Source organism: Paenibacillus bovis (assembly GCF_001421015.2).
Lineage (GTDB): Bacteria > Bacillota > Bacilli > Paenibacillales > Paenibacillaceae > Saccharibacillus > Saccharibacillus bovis.
In genome coordinates this window covers 129,974-144,501 of record NZ_CP021170.1, presented here as the reverse complement: position 1 = coordinate 144,501, position 14,528 = coordinate 129,974, and the positions used below count along the sequence as shown (strand labels likewise).

Annotated in this window: 19 protein-coding genes; 6 read left to right on the top strand and 13 right to left on the bottom strand. The window is 42.5% G+C overall.

The window, feature by feature from the left end:
* Positions 1–9: 9 nt before the first annotated feature.
* Positions 10–1,305, bottom strand: coding sequence for an arsenic transporter (locus AR543_RS23875; RefSeq protein ID WP_269466995.1), 1,296 nt, complete (start codon positions 1,303–1,305; stop codon positions 10–12).
* A gap of 115 nt (positions 1,306–1,420) precedes the next feature.
* Entirely contained in the window at positions 1,421–1,771 is a 351-nt protein-coding gene (locus tag AR543_RS23870) for an ArsR/SmtB family transcription factor (protein ID WP_017815169.1), read from the bottom strand.
* Positions 1,772–1,904: 133 nt separating this feature from the next.
* On the opposite strand from AR543_RS23870, the gene AR543_RS23865 reads away from it, so the two are divergent.
* The 4 genes from AR543_RS23865 to AR543_RS23850 are packed head-to-tail and all read left to right on the top strand — an operon-like array spanning position 1,905 to position 4,154.
* Positions 1,905–2,357, top strand: a complete 453-nt coding sequence (locus tag AR543_RS23865; RefSeq protein ID WP_017815170.1) for a MarR family winged helix-turn-helix transcriptional regulator — start codon at positions 1,905–1,907, stop codon at positions 2,355–2,357.
* Between the two features lie 59 nt (positions 2,358–2,416).
* Positions 2,417–3,217 carry an arsenite methyltransferase gene (locus AR543_RS23860; protein WP_017815171.1) on the top strand — a complete coding sequence of 267 codons (801 nt, stop codon included), beginning with the start codon at positions 2,417–2,419 and terminating at the stop codon, positions 3,215–3,217.
* 18 nt (positions 3,218–3,235) lie between these two features.
* Positions 3,236–3,751: an arsinothricin resistance N-acetyltransferase ArsN1 family A gene (locus AR543_RS23855; RefSeq protein WP_017815172.1), complete on the top strand. Its 516-nt coding sequence runs from the start codon at positions 3,236–3,238 to the stop codon at positions 3,749–3,751.
* 28 nt (positions 3,752–3,779) lie between these two features.
* Positions 3,780–4,154, top strand: a complete 375-nt coding sequence (locus tag AR543_RS23850; protein WP_158524033.1) for a YolD-like family protein — start codon at positions 3,780–3,782, stop codon at positions 4,152–4,154.
* A 206-nt stretch (positions 4,155–4,360) separates the two neighbouring features.
* On the opposite strand, the gene AR543_RS23845 is transcribed toward AR543_RS23850, so the two are convergent.
* From AR543_RS23845 to AR543_RS23800, 9 genes are all read right to left on the bottom strand, one after another.
* On the bottom strand, positions 4,361–4,825 hold the full coding sequence (locus AR543_RS23845; protein ID WP_087071481.1) for a replication/maintenance protein RepL: 465 nt from the start codon (positions 4,823–4,825) through the stop codon (positions 4,361–4,363).
* Between the two features lie 572 nt (positions 4,826–5,397).
* Positions 5,398–6,081 (bottom strand): SOS response-associated peptidase, encoded by a 684-nt coding sequence (locus AR543_RS23835; RefSeq protein WP_087071479.1) that lies wholly within the window; start codon positions 6,079–6,081, stop codon positions 5,398–5,400.
* Between the two features lie 65 nt (positions 6,082–6,146).
* A complete protein-coding gene (locus AR543_RS23830; protein WP_087071478.1) occupies positions 6,147–6,653 on the bottom strand; it encodes an SH3 domain-containing protein in 507 nt (168 codons plus the stop codon).
* A 40-nt stretch (positions 6,654–6,693) separates the two neighbouring features.
* The gene (locus AR543_RS23825; protein ID WP_087071477.1) at positions 6,694–7,065 is read right to left on the bottom strand and encodes a hypothetical protein; all 372 of its coding nucleotides are present in this window, start codon (positions 7,063–7,065) and stop codon (positions 6,694–6,696) included.
* 51 nt (positions 7,066–7,116) lie between these two features.
* Positions 7,117–8,094, bottom strand: a complete 978-nt coding sequence (zapE, locus tag AR543_RS23820) for an AFG1/ZapE family ATPase (RefSeq protein WP_087071476.1) — start codon at positions 8,092–8,094, stop codon at positions 7,117–7,119.
* Between the two features lie 36 nt (positions 8,095–8,130).
* Complete coding sequence (locus AR543_RS23815) at positions 8,131–8,670, bottom strand: hypothetical protein (RefSeq protein WP_087071475.1); 540 nt, start codon at positions 8,668–8,670, stop codon at positions 8,131–8,133.
* Positions 8,671–8,760: 90 nt separating this feature from the next.
* Positions 8,761–9,006, bottom strand: coding sequence for a hypothetical protein (locus tag AR543_RS23810; protein ID WP_087071474.1), 246 nt, complete (start codon positions 9,004–9,006; stop codon positions 8,761–8,763).
* Between the two features lie 184 nt (positions 9,007–9,190).
* Complete coding sequence (locus AR543_RS23805; RefSeq protein WP_158524032.1) at positions 9,191–10,147, bottom strand: DUF2971 domain-containing protein; 957 nt, start codon at positions 10,145–10,147, stop codon at positions 9,191–9,193.
* Between the two features lie 32 nt (positions 10,148–10,179).
* Complete coding sequence (locus AR543_RS23800) at positions 10,180–11,199, bottom strand: tyrosine-type recombinase/integrase (protein ID WP_087071472.1); 1,020 nt, start codon at positions 11,197–11,199, stop codon at positions 10,180–10,182.
* 976 nt (positions 11,200–12,175) lie between these two features.
* On the opposite strand from AR543_RS23800, the gene AR543_RS24140 reads away from it, so the two are divergent.
* Positions 12,176–12,361 (top strand): hypothetical protein, encoded by a 186-nt coding sequence (locus AR543_RS24140; RefSeq protein WP_145953965.1) that lies wholly within the window; start codon positions 12,176–12,178, stop codon positions 12,359–12,361.
* Here AR543_RS24140 and AR543_RS23795 read toward each other — a convergent pair.
* Entirely contained in the window at positions 12,358–12,600 is a 243-nt protein-coding gene (locus tag AR543_RS23795; RefSeq protein ID WP_087071471.1) for a hypothetical protein, read from the bottom strand. The genes AR543_RS24140 and AR543_RS23795 overlap by 4 nt on opposite strands.
* 41 nt (positions 12,601–12,641) lie before the next feature.
* Positions 12,642–12,866 carry a hypothetical protein gene (locus AR543_RS23790; RefSeq protein WP_087071470.1) on the bottom strand — a complete coding sequence of 75 codons (225 nt, stop codon included), beginning with the start codon at positions 12,864–12,866 and terminating at the stop codon, positions 12,642–12,644.
* Between the two features lie 617 nt (positions 12,867–13,483).
* Here AR543_RS23790 and AR543_RS23780 point away from each other — a divergent pair.
* Complete coding sequence (locus AR543_RS23780; protein WP_087071468.1) at positions 13,484–14,524, top strand: hypothetical protein; 1,041 nt, start codon at positions 13,484–13,486, stop codon at positions 14,522–14,524.
* Positions 14,525–14,528: the final 4 nt, after the last annotated feature.

Below are 14,528 nucleotides of genomic sequence, written 5' to 3'. Positions count from 1 at the left end.
TCTTTTTCGTTAATAAACTTGTAGCCATAAGTAAAGACCGAGCAGTGTAATAAATAATGTTGGGATCGTAAGGATAATCCCCGTTTTAAAGTAAGTTCCCCAAGGGATTTTAATTCCTTTTGTACTCAAAACATGAAGCCAAAGCAGTGTGGCGAGCGAGCCGATCGGTGTAATTTTAGGACCAAGATCCGAACCAATAATATTCGCATAAATCAAAGCTTCCTTAATGTGTCCAGTGGCATGAGTCGCATCAATCGCCAGCGCATCTATCAGTACGGTAGGCATATTATTCATAAGAGACGAAATGATAGCGGCTAAGAACCCCATTCCCATGGTAGCTGCAAACATTCCCTGGTCAACAAAACTTTGAATAACTACAGCTAACAAATCGGTAAGCCCAACGTTTCGTAATCCATAAATGACAACATACATACCAACGGAGAAGAATACAATAGCCCATGGTGCGCCCTTCACTACATCTGGAACCGATACCACTGGACTTCGACTAGCCATTATCAAAAATAATATAGCAATCACACCCGCTACCAGTGATACAGGAATAGCAAAGAACTCGCTAATAAAGTAGCCAATGAGTAGTAACGCAAGCACCCACCAGGACAAAACAAACATTCGCTGATCTTGAATGGCATCAGCAGGTTCCTTCAAGTGGTTTGAGTCAAAGTGTGCGGGTATACTTTTCCGAAAGAAAAAGTACAGCACAATGATACTAGCAATCAGTGAAAATAAGTTAGGTACAATCATATGACCGGCATACTCTATAAATGTAATCCCAAAAAAGTCAGCTGATACAATATTCACTAGATTGCTAACGATCAAAGGAAGTGAGGTCGTATCGGCGATAAATCCACTGGCAATGATAAAGGGAAATATCTGTTTTTCATCCAAGTGAAGAGCTCGTACCATAGCAAGCACAATGGGCGTAAGAATCAATGCTGCCCCATCATTGGCGAAAAAGGCGGCTACAACAGCACCCAGGATACTGACGTAAATAAACATGCGTATTCCGTTTCCACGCGCTGCACGAGCCATATGAAGCGCTGCCCATTCAAAAAAGCCAATGCGATCTAAAACCAGTGAAATAAGAATAATAGCTACAAAAGCAAGGGTAGCATTCCAAACGATCTGGGTAACATCCCATACGTCTTGAAAATCAACAACCTCTACTAATAAAGCTAAAATGGCACCTGCACAGGCAGACCAGCCGATAGATAACTTTTTAGGCTGCCAGATAACCAAAGTAAGGGTAATGAGAAAGATCAAGCAAGCGAGTACGACAGATAACACAACGAAACCTCCATTAAAATAATAGTGAACTTTTCTCTCCTTCGCTTTCATTAATAAATAAGCATATACTTATATGTTAAATACAGCTATCTCTTTTGAGATAGTGGTATGAACCTTACAAGCAACAATCCGTTGAGTCTGAATAGCAAACAGCAACCGGCTCTTGTTTTTTCAGCCCTTTTAGAATTTCTTCTTTTTTTGGAACAGATGATAAAATCGCTTCGATATGTGGTTTGTCCGAAGTATTTAAAGAGTAATATACCCATTGTCCCCTTCGCTGTTCTTTGACCAGCTGCGCAGCCTTGAGTTTACGTATATGCTGGCTCACTGCTGGCTGAGAAATATTAAATAATTCAACAAATTCACAAACACACCATTCTCGTCCTTGTAGCAACGCCATCATGATTAACCGTGTTTTATCTCCCAGTAATTTAAAATGGTCAGACATTTCTGTGACCAAGTCCATTTCATCCCTCCTTCTAAAATAACTATATGCTTATATCATAATTAGAAAACGATTAACAATCAAGATGAATTTCTTATGAATAAAATTGTATTTTGCAACTATTTCGTTTATAACGTAAGAGAGGTGAATATCGATGCAAAATAAACGTGAACTGTTTCAGATCATGACTCGACGTTTTGGTTTACTAAACAAGGATTGTTGTAGTATTGGAGGACATGATATATCTGCTGCTCAAAGCCATATTTTATACGAGATCAATCAGCGTGATCGTGCTTCTATTCAGCAGATTGCTGAATTATTAGGAACAGATCTTACTACTTTTAGCCGTCAAGTCCAGACGCTCATTAAAATGGGGCTGTTGCAAAAAGAAGCTAATCCGGATGATCGCCGGGTATCGCTGCTGACCTTAACACCTACAGGGCAGTACATTGCAACTACCATTGATCAACAAATGAACAGTTATTTAGATGAAGTCTTCTCCTATCTCACTCCTTTTGAGCAAGAGACTGTTGTTCGTTCCATTCATTTGTTCAATGAAGCAATGGCTAAATCCAGTCGTTGTTGCTCTCCAATCCGTACCAAATAAATAGAATTACTTGATGAACGCAAGTTTTTTTAAAATCCATTTTGAAGGAGTGTATACTATTGACTACACAAAAACATGATGAAATTCGCCAGAATGTTCGAGAACGCTACCAGGAAATTGCTCTTCAAGCACAACCCTCCAGTACCTGTTGTCAAACCGATTCTTCTTATGATCCAGTGAAGGATGTCGATCAAGTTTCTGCCCAATTAGGATATTCTTCTGCTGAACTCCAAGCTGTACCTGCCGGAGCAAACTTAGGGCTCGGATGTGGTAATCCTCAAGCTATCGCTAGTTTACAGCCTGGCGAAACTGTGCTGGATTTAGGCAGTGGTGCTGGTTTCGATTGTTTTCTTGCTGCTCGTCAGGTAGGAACGAGCGGTAAAGTGATTGGAGTAGATATGACACCTGCAATGGTTACCAAAGCTCGTGCAAACGCCGAAACAGCACAAAATAAAGTGGTTGATTTTCGTCTTGGAGAGATTGAACACTTACCAGTAGCTGATGAAACTATCGATGTTATTATTTCCAATTGTGTTATTAATTTATCTCCAGACAAAAATCAAGTCTTTCAAGAAGCGTACCGTGTACTTCGTTCTGGAGGACGCCTAGCGATCTCCGATATTGTAACGACAGCAGAACTCCCTCCAGTTATAAAAAACGATTTGCACGACTTGTATAGTGGATGTATCTCAGGTGCATCTTCTATCGTCGAACTTACAACAATGATGGAACAAAGTGGATTCACACAAATCCGGGTTGAACCTAAAGATGAATCTAAAAACTTTTTAAAAGAATGGCTCCCGGGGGCTAATATTGAAAATTACATTGTATCTGCTGTGATCCAGGCTGTTAAACCTTAAGAAAGGTGGAAATAGGATATGCCCTCCTCTCACTCGTCTGCGCTATCGTTTTCGGTTCGACCTGCACAAAAAGAAGACCTTCTTACTATTTTAGAGATATATAATCAAGGAATCGAAGATCGAATTGCCACCTTGGAATCCGAAACGAAAGATCTCAATTATATGGGAAATTGGTTTGCTCAGCATCAAGGTAGATATACAGCACTTATCATACAGCACGAAGGGCAATTGGTAGGATGGGCAGCTTTAAACCCCTATTCACAGCGTTGTGCATATGATGGAGTAGCTGACTTATCGATTTACATTGCACGAGACTTTAGGGGAAAAGGTGCAGGAAGCCAGCTACTTATGGCTTTAGAACATATAGCTGAAATAAATAAATTTTATAAAATTATTTTATTCACTTTTTCATTTAATGTAGCAGGACAAAGATTGTACCAAAAACAGGGATATCGTACGGTTGGCACTTTTGAGAAGCAAGGGGTTTTAGATGGAAAACTTATCGACGTTATGATTATGGAGAAAATTCTGTAAAAAGAAATTTCAATATAAAGTAATCGTTGTGGATATATCCATAACGATTACTTTGGTTGTCTATAACATATCTAAGAAAATAAGTCTTGATAAACACCAAAAGTGGGGAGGGCTCTTCCTTCCGGAACACCGTGACCGGCTGCAGGAATGGCTATTCGCGCAAGAAGACGTTCCCCGGCCTGTTCTGAGTGCTGATCAGCTGGAAGAGCTGAATCACGCGCTGCATCGCCACCTGATGGATCACCGGCCGGTCACCGTCTCCTTTTACCAGGATAAACGAATACAGCAACTGCGCGGTATTCTACATAGCTGCGATGTTCAGACCCGCGTCCTGGTCGTATATGACAGCGACTATGAAGCCATACACCTAAAACTCGACGACGTCGTTGCAATCACATCCTAATAATTTTATATCCTTCGTTTCTGATATGATGCAATTATTATTTATATCCAAACTAAAGCCAGAATCTATAAAAATAGATTCTGGCTTTTCTGTCTGCTATAAGATATTTTTATCTTTATTTTTTAATTTTAATTGCTTATAAAAATCACCCTAAACCTTCAAGGCTATTTTATACATTTCCTTATAATTGTCTTTTCTATATGCGTTTAGAAGGGAAGAGGTTTTGAAGAGGATTTTTTTTCTGATACGAGTTGATGATTAAAATATACCATCAGCTCTCTGTTTGCGTCATTCATTTCAAAGCGCTCAGGAAGCCCTTTCTGTTCAAGAAATCTATCAAAATTATCTCGTACTCTTTCTATACCTCTATTACCAACATAGATCAAATGCGGATTAACCATAAACGAACCCGTACTTAGCTTTAAAATCCATTGTAATTCACAAAGACGCTTTATTGCTTTAGAAACAGTTGCTTTATCCATATTCAAATAGGTGGAAATAACAGACTGTTTCATATCAACTCTGTTGTCACTTCTACTCATTTTATCAGTTAAAAAAAAGAAAATTTTATATTCGGCTGAACTCAAATTGTCTGAATGCAAAATTCTCAAAAAATCTAAAACGATCGCACCCCAATAAGGCTCACCTAAATAATTACGTTTTTTACGCATATTATACCTCAATTCCGTGTTGAATTATAATCAACATTTAACCGATTTGTTGAAATAATATAAATTTTTACCCATTTTTTTTGATAAATAAACAACAAAAAAATTGATTTTTTTCAACTTTTTTTTAAAAAAATTAGTTGATGAATCCTTATATATCAAGGTTTTTCAGGATTTTTTCTCGTTCTTTTATTGGATGCTTTTATAATATATATAAGAAAGATTATACTTGGGTTACAAATTTAAATCAAGGGAGGACACTTAAATGAGTATAGAAATTCAAACCTCGCTCGCTATATTTTCAGCTATTTTTTCAATTATTGTTGCTTTCTTTCCTAATCCATTCATTTCTGCCGGCACTAAAATAATAGCTTTTGTAAAAGCCCATTGGCTCCCTTTATTGTTATTCGTGATAATTTCCCTATTAATCACTATTTTGTTTGTTTTATTCAACAAACCATAAGACTTGTTTGAGTTACGACAAAAAGAAGCGATACAAATATCGCTTCTCTCTACACTTTATTTTAGCATTACTTATAATTCAAAAAGTATTTGAAACGGGACTGTTTGGGCAGCTACTTGGAGTTTAAATTAACTTCCTCAATCAGATTTAGCTGGCTGTTGGTTACCTTCCCCACTGCTTTGGAAACCGGATACTTGATCATCTGATCCGCTGGATAAGGAACCAGAAGCTGCTGCAGCTGCTCCTTATCGGTCACGTTCGGATCAAGCCAGGTGTCCAGGGCACCTGCAGATAGGATCACCGGCATCCGGTTATGCACTTCCGCAGCCAGTGGGTTCGGCTCTGTCGTAATAATCGTGCAGCTGCGGATCAGTTCGCCATCTTCCGGCGATTCCCACTCGTCATACAACCCGGCAAAAGCAAACGGCGCTTTGGACTCCAGCTGGAAGCGAAACGGCTGCTTCTCTTTCCCCTCTTTCTTCCACTCGTAATATCCATCAGCAATCACCGCCACCCGGTGGCGCGGCAGCAGATTCCGGAAAGATGGCTTGCTGGCCACCGTCTCTGCCCGCGCATTAATCATTTTAAAACCGATCTTCGGATCTTTGGCCCAGGACGGGATGAGTCCCCACCGGTAGCCTTCCAGCGCCCGGCCGTCTGCCTGCATCCGGATCACCGGCACGTCCTGGGTAGGAGCAATATTGGTACGTGGTGACTGGTCATATCGCAGGTGTGCCAGGTTAAAAGCTTCCGCCAGCTGACTCATCTCGGTCATCAATGTATATCGTCCGCACATAGAATACCTCCTGGTTATAAGAGGAGCCCGGCAACCAACGCGGGCTCGATCAGAGAATGGTCAGGCTATTCAACTTGTTCCTCCGTCAATTCAACGTACCAGGTCTGCTGATTATCGTCGGTTACTTCTATGCGGCGTTGCGGCTGCAGCGCCACATCGTTGCCCTCTGAATCGATGGCGTCATAAAAAGTAAGTACTTTTCCACTGGGCAAGGTGGCCTTGTACAGATAATATACCCGCTGAGCAGCGGAGTGTTCGTTGCCGTCATTATCCGTCCAGCTATCATCCGTATGGGTCGCCTGAATTTCTGCAGTTACTTTAACACTGCGGGCTCCGTCTTTTGTTTTATACAGGTGAACGTAATAGGGCGCGATATATTCTGCTTTTTCCATGAAGCTGCCGATCCGGGTATTTCCAAACTGATCAACAAGGATTTGGTACCCGAAAACAACAACTACGATCGCTACCCATCCCAGGCTTTTATATTTCTCACTTTTCTGCTTACCGGTCGCCCATCGATTAAACAGCCAAACGAGAATAGCCGCTACAATTAATGTGGTCCAAAAAGACATGCCACACTCTCCCTATGTGTAGAAATAGATGCCACGGCGATTACTCGCTGGAAAGCTGCAGCGACAGCTGCTGTACAGGAGCTGCCGACCGCTTCAACGACGAAGAAGACGCTTCCTCCGCCAACGCGACAATCGCTTTGGCTGCACGGATCAACTCGGTTTCCGCCTCTCTCTGTCTTCGGGCGGGCCATTGTTTTTCCAGCTGTTCCCGAAGCCCCCTTACTTCTGCACGAAGAGAAGCATTTTCGTTCATAACGTTCAGCATCTGCCGCTTTGTATGCTCTTCATTCTGGCACAAACGATCATAGCGTTCTTCCATCCAGGTCTTTTCTTCCATCAGATTCGCATAATCACTTTGCAGCTGATGGTATTTCTGCTGAAGCTTCTGCAGCTGCTCCTCTACATTCCGCATGGTCCATCTCCTTTTTGATCGATACGGATCTGCAGCGTACCTGCCTGCAGATCATCCCTCTTTATTCTTCATTGAGTGCATCGGCCGCTGGTTGGCGCCGGTCACGTGGATGACTTCGATATAGGGAGCAATCCGGTTCATCAGCCGTTCGGCTTTGAAATGATCGTCGCCGTCTTTATGCGTAAAACTCAAGTGTGTCTGCAGATCAGCCAGTGCATAGTTGGATGTGTAAAAGGTTGGTTTTTTGTCCATCCGATCGTTCAGGATGGTGCCCAGGATATGATCCCGCACCCAGGGGTTCAGGTTCTCCGCCCCGATATCATCCAGTACCAAAAGATCCGTTTCTTTCAGCAGCTTCATGGCCGTTTGCAGCTTGTTTGAGTCGTTCATGAGCAGCTTCATATCTTCCACAAATTCCGGAAGATACACAATGATGCCGGTATGTCCCAGTTTGGCCAGCTCATGCAGCAAGAAGCCCAGCAAATAGGTTTTACCGGTGCCGAAGCCGCCCTGCAGGTACAGTCCCTTTTTCGGCAGCTTCTGCGTATGGGTCACCTGCTGGAGATACTGCAGCACTCGCCGGACCGCAGGCGTCCGCTCTTTCTCGCGGGAAGCGATTTCCTGCACATCATATCCCCGCTCTACTGCCTCCCGGTCATCATGGTAGCTCAGGATGTTCCGGCGGATCTGCTGCTGATGTTCCAGGACACGCTGGTGCCTGCAGCGTACCCGCCGGTCTTCCAGCCGGGTGTCTCCGGCCAGGTGGACCACTTCCAGATGTGTGTAATGTCCGGGCAGATCGAGCGGGCAGTGGTCCAGCCCCGGACACTGCTCGCAGTGTCGCCGGTTATTCCGGTATTCCAGGATCTTCGGCAGGCTGCTTTGCAGGACCGTGTTCGGTAGACCAGGATGTTTTTGCATGAATTCGGCGACAATCGGGTCCTGCAGGAGTTCCTGCTGCATCTGCTGGCTTTTCTGCTTCAGCTGCAGCAGCCGGGCGAATCGTTCTTCCGGACTTGATGTTGGCATAGGTTTCTCCTTTCTGTGCTCTGCATCAAACCGCTACTATATCGATTCAGAGTCCCTTTCCTTCATCTGCAGACGCTGATGATAGTCTTCACGCAAAATCGTACTGATCCGGTTATCTGTGCGGTATAAAGGGTATTCTTGAACCTCGCTGATCCAAAGAAGTGCCGGGTACTTTAACTTCTCTACTTGGCGCGCTTCCTGGATATCCTCGGGAAGTTCCCTCCGGATCTGTTGCTCCGGAATCAGGTCGTAAGCAGGCATAATTGCCGGTTCACTTTCCTTGCCCATAAAAATGGTATACGCCCGGTACAACATCTCGGTAACGGGCAAGTCCCAGGTCTCCGGGAAGAACGGACAAACCAGATCAAACATGGTGACTGCGCCCAATCGATGCGAATGCTGCAGCGTATCGATCTTTTCGGTATCCATATACAGCAGCAGCTCAGCAGCCGGTATAAAGGTCCAGTACTGATCGGTTTTATGAGCCTCTGTTCTTCGCTGCTCATCCGGCGGCTGGAAGAAAGAGATCATCGGCAGCGTACCACGCTCCCGCGAGATCCGGATCGTTTGCAGCACCCGCTCCCGGGTGATGAGCGGTCTGCCGGTTTCCTTTTCTGGATGGTTCCGATGTACGGAATACCGGCAGCATTGTACGGTAAATCCGATCTAGGTACCCGTCGATCCAGAACGCACCCACCATTCATAGGGGACCAGCATATCCTGATCATCCATCGCCGGTTCGCCTATAATCTGCAGCTGCTCTGGCGCGGAGGCATAAAATAAACGCACCGTATTCAAGATCTGCTGCAGCACTTGCTGTTCTCGCACGTTCTGGCCATTATCCACTATGGATGGCAGGAATCCCCCCAGCATACGGGTAGACGCCTGCACAGAATCAATAAAATAATCCATCGTAATGGCTCCTGTCTTTTGATATTTCTATCACAGGGATAGTTATGAGCAGATCCGATAGATCCATCTTCTTGCCGATTAGCTTATCTGTGATTTTCTGAAACGGTATCCTTCTGATTGCTTTTTCACCCTATTCTCCTCTTTAGGCAGCTGCAAATCCAGATTAGCTGCAGTCTGTAGAAACTCAAAATCGGATAGGAATATTAGATTGAGTCAACTTAATTTCATCGATAGGCTTTGTCAAAGATTGAGTACTGAGCCACCGCTCAAGTCCTTCTACTGCAAGGTCATGTTTGATTAAAGGCCCTACGTTAATCGATTCTAAAGGTATTTCTTCATTATTTTTCTTGATATTCACTTTGATATAAGGAATTATGATTCCTTGATATGGACGGTAATTCGCAGGATTATCAAACATTGTTTGACGAATATAAACGCGGAATTCACCTTCGTCTCTAAATGCAGGATGCTTAAAAAATGAAGCATAGGTAGCGAAGCGTTCTATTGCATAGCTTGCAATTCCTCTGGAAAAAGCTCGATTATTAATATCTTTCCATTGATTATTGTCTTTATTTTCTAAAAACCATTTATACACATTCTCTAATTCGTTACGTAAAATGTTAACTTGAACCTCTTTATCATAAATAACTTGCGCTGTTAAAACTAAGTCTACATTCTTATCATCGTTTAATTTATTCATTACTTCTATTATTTCATTTTTAGAAAAACCTAAACAATAACCATCATTTTTCCCATAATAATTCCACATGGATAAGGAATCGGATTGAGTTGAAAAAGATAAAACATAGTGATTTATAACATTCATAACTTTAGTATGAATGTCCATTACTTTATTTAATTCTGCAACAAACCCTTTTCTTACCGAGTTTTCAGGATGCATTTTAGCAAAATCATCTATTACTTCTTTCAATACACCCCAAAAATAACTGTTTTCGGACGAATCATTCATGAATTTCACATGTGTCACCCAGAAACATCCATATGTTACAATACCTTCCAATCCTTGTATAGATGTATAGTGGTACAAGTTATCGAAGTTTTCATTGATCAACTGATGCTCCCCTAAATCTTCATTAAACACTTCATGCATTCTGTCTAAAATAACATCTTCTTCCGGCATGTTGTCCTCCCATATTGTTCGTAATTTTAATATTAATCCAATTGATCCATTCTCTTCCGGAAAGCTTCCTGTGTCGGCATGGTGTAGCGGACCGTCGTTTGAATCGATAGGTTTCCGCTTTTGGTCGTATGGCCCAGATAGTAGGCCAGTTCCTCCAGGCTCCATCCTTTATCGTTACGCATGCGATGGGCGAAGTCATGCCGCAGATCATGAAAAGTCACATCTTCGATTTCATGGTACCAGTCTACTGGGGCGCTTCGTTTCAGGGTAGTAAACCAGTGATGAATCCCCGCCTCGGTCATCTGCTCAGCACGCTGCGAGACAAAAACAAAGGGACTCGTTTCCGCAAATTTGCTTTGAGAGCGGCAGCCAGGCTCTTGCCGGTATATATAAAACTGCAGGGCATTACGTGCCTGCGATGAAATAGGCACCAATCGCTTTTTCTCATTTTTATAGCCCAGGTTGAGTTCGGTCGTGCGGACGCGATTGTAGACTTCATCCAGTCGTAAGTGCGCTACATCGCTGATCCGCGCCCCTACGTGATAACCCAGTGCAAAGATCGCGGCACCACGCGGCGTCCCTTCCCGCTCAACCAGGCTTTTAAGGATATAGCGCTGCCGATCCGATAATTCCCGCGGGCTGCTAACCGGCTGCGTCGGAATCTTCACGTACTGCAGCGGATTTTTGAGCAGGGGAGCTTCAAACTCCTCAGCAGCCAGGATAGATAAGGCCATTTTCAGAGCGGCTTTCGCTTTGTTCATTGTGCTCGGGGAGCGTCTCATTTCTCGTAGATATAAAAAATATTCCTGTACCGCCGTTTCGGTCATCAGCAGCGGGTAAAAGCCTTGTTCTCCACCGGGCTTGGCTTCCACGAATTCAATGAACTGCTCCCATAACCCCATATAAGCTCGAATCGTTTTAGAATCGCGCTGCCGCCGCTCCATTTCCTTGGTTAAACGCTGCAGCCACTCTTCTCTCGATCGCACGTCCGAATGAGCAGGTGCAGCGATCGGTCCCGGGGACGTACCCGGGAATGAAATTAAATTATCCATCGTTCCTCCTCCTCGCAAAATCACTCTTTCTTAGAACATCATCATTTCATTTTGTCAACGTTTTTTTCTTGCTCATTTTCGGAAGAATTTAGGCAGCACTTTTTTACCAAATTTCTCCACCCTATTTGTCATCATTTCTCCGGCATAAAATTGTCGAAACAATAACACATGATCAAGATAGTTAGCTACAAACTTAAATCGAATACGCTTGATCATTTTAAATTGTTAACAATATTCTGGTTATGAGGTAAATAGGTGTACTAATTGATTCATCATCCTCAGATCAACAGAGTTAGCCTTTGTCAATCTTTTTTTATCGTAGAAAAAACTCATAAATAATTCTCTATCGAGTTTTCCTTACTCTATTGTATCAGATTTATATGCAAAAAGAACTCTTTTTTGCGCAAACTCGATAGAGAATGTATATTCTCATGCGAGTTTAAAAATGACACTTGCAGCCCGTTTGATGGAGTGTAATTTGGAAATACTTCCCTACTATTATGTATGCATTATATTCATTCAAAATTATTTTAATGATCAGATAAATGTATATCACTGAGTATTCCAATAAATGGACATTATTTCACCTTAGAATCTTACTATTTAGGTTACCAATATATAATTTCGATTCTAAGCGATTTTTATTTTTACAGGTGAACTGGAGGTCGCGAAAATCGATTTAAATCCAAATCCATGTCTGAGCAGCGAAAACCCTTGCTGCATCAGGCTTTTTTGCTATTCTGTCTCTCTTTAGACCTTCAAATTCGATTACTTTTCCTTTTGTATGTAAAAACAGGACCACATTGGATCGGTTCTGACGTTTCTTGGATGGAGAAAAAGCTATTTTTGCCTAATGATCACTCTGAATTGGTATTGAACGAATAAAATTTTTGGTATTATGTAAAATCACTCTCTATTAGTCAGTATATATAAGTGTATAAACAAAACATATGCTGCTTGGAGGTGAAGACTATGAATGAACTATTTGATATCCTGGATCACGCTGTTCTTTTCAGCGAACTCTGCGTCAATCTCTTCATGTGTAGCCTTATGGCCCAACAGCTCCGGAAGTAGACAAGCGCTGCTGATCGATGAGCGATTTCAACTTCATCCGGATGATAGCCCCTGCGGTGCAAGCGCACCGCAGGGAAAGCTGGGTTAGGAGCAGGGCGTAATCCAGGGATTCTCATCGATTTCAATCTGCGTACCAATGAGGTCACCCAGGATCTCCTCCGGATCTTCATCATCCGCACAAGCCTCACAGTATTCTTGAAAGCTCACACCGGTATAGTCTTCAAAGCCAGCTGCAGCTCGTTCTCTCGCATCCGGACCTTGATAGGTTTTCACATACTGCACCAGGTCACTCACCATACAGATCAATACAACCACTTCGTTTTTCATGTTCATCATCCTCACGTTTATAATAGTAGATTCTCGATCATTTATTCCGCTTCCAGGATCTCGATACTGGTGCCGCCCAGTTCCCTGCCCAGAATGTGATAGCTGTCTTCATCGCCGGTATCCCAGCGTCGCTGAAATTCCGCGTACGACACTTCCGTATACTGCTCAAAAGCAGCCTCCGCTTTGTTCTCCGCATCCTCGCCTATAAAGGCTTTGACTTCCCATATTTCCTCTTGAAACATGCCAATAAAGACCACTACTTTCATTGTCCTCCTCCTTTCGGTTCCGTCTTGACACCTGGCTTTTCGGCTTCTTCTTCCCCCTGGCATCCAGGGCAAGATCGCCGGCCCGAGCGGCCTGAGCGGATCACTACTTTGAAGAGAGGAGCAGTGTCCACCTGCCTGAGCTGCAGGAGAAGAGAGATGTGGTTTTCAGAGTGTCATCCATGACCGAGTCGCCAGAGCATACGAACCGGCCGGAAGAGAGAGGGGCAAGGGTCTGCCGGGAGGCTGGCGCAGCCACCCTTGCGCATCGACCGCCCGGCTGGTTAGCTATGATCGGCGATTCGGGCAGAGAGGGCACGGCAGAAAACCATATCTCGATCGGCTGCAGATCAGCTGCAGGGGGAAACTGCTCCGATCGCAGCTGGCAGGACCAGTTTCTGCCGGCACAAATTGTGGAATCCCTTTATTTGCAATAATCCGAAGAAACATGAAAAATCCCAAAACTGGTGATTCCTCTTCTATTAATCGCTTACATGTTTGTACATACTGCATCCGCTCGCTCACCCTACAGATTCATCCAACCACTCCTTTTCTCTATCTGTTGCATCAATTTTATGATATCGTTAAATTAAAATGGGTTAAAAGGAAGGGGTTACAAATTGTCTACTTCGTTTCCCGGCATTGGTATTGTAGTTGCGACACCGTTAGATACATTAACTACTATTAATTCGCATTATATAGGGTTTGAAGATCGTGACGTTTTCAATGCTGAAGATGGAGATGGTCATAAATCAGAACGTTTATTTTGGATCAAAAATATTGATTCTAAACAAATGCTTTTAAAAATAGGTGAGAGCAATTTCTTTTCTCTCCAACGTGTTTTTTTAAGCTATTACGAAGCATCCACGAAATTAGGACACTTTTGGGCTCATCAAATCCCTGAAAACATAAAAAATAATACGGACCATATCACTATGCATGAAATTGCAGGTGAACTGGATAATCATATAATTGACTTGCATGACTCTGGAGCATTAACATATGCTAAATATATTTATACTGGCACTGAAAAAAAATTCATGGAACCAAATCCTTTCCAAGAATATCTATGGGCCACTCATACAACTGAATTACTTCAATCTTTTCAAGTAAATGCCTTTACCCATCCAATTATTGAAGAAAGATCTATGTTCATTTCTTCTTATTTATTTAAAGGAGCGATGGTAAAGAAAGAAATTAGTGCTGTACTGTATGAATTGGCATCTTTGCAAAGTTATACACAAGGTGATTTCATTAAAAAAATAAGCAATATTTTAGAAATAATCGAAAAAGATTTCAAACGTAATAAAGAACAGTACCTTCAATTGTCTGATAGTCCTGAGGGTCCTGAGGTAAACCGCCTGGTAAACTTGCTTATAAATGAAGTCTCAAAGGCAAAAAGACAATATTTCTATGGTATATTTAATGCTGCTGACTTACTCGGGCCTTATTCCCGTCATGGATCCGATGAAATTCAAAAAATTAATGGCATAAATACAAAAACAAATCTTAGCTATACACAAATACTTGATGATTGGAAAAAAAATAACCTATTACCTTCAGACGAAAACTTTATGAAAGTTTTTAATATTTGGTATTTTACTACAATCTATTTAGCCCTGAATTGGTTGAGACTTCCTCACTTTGATAGAAGATTATAATAAA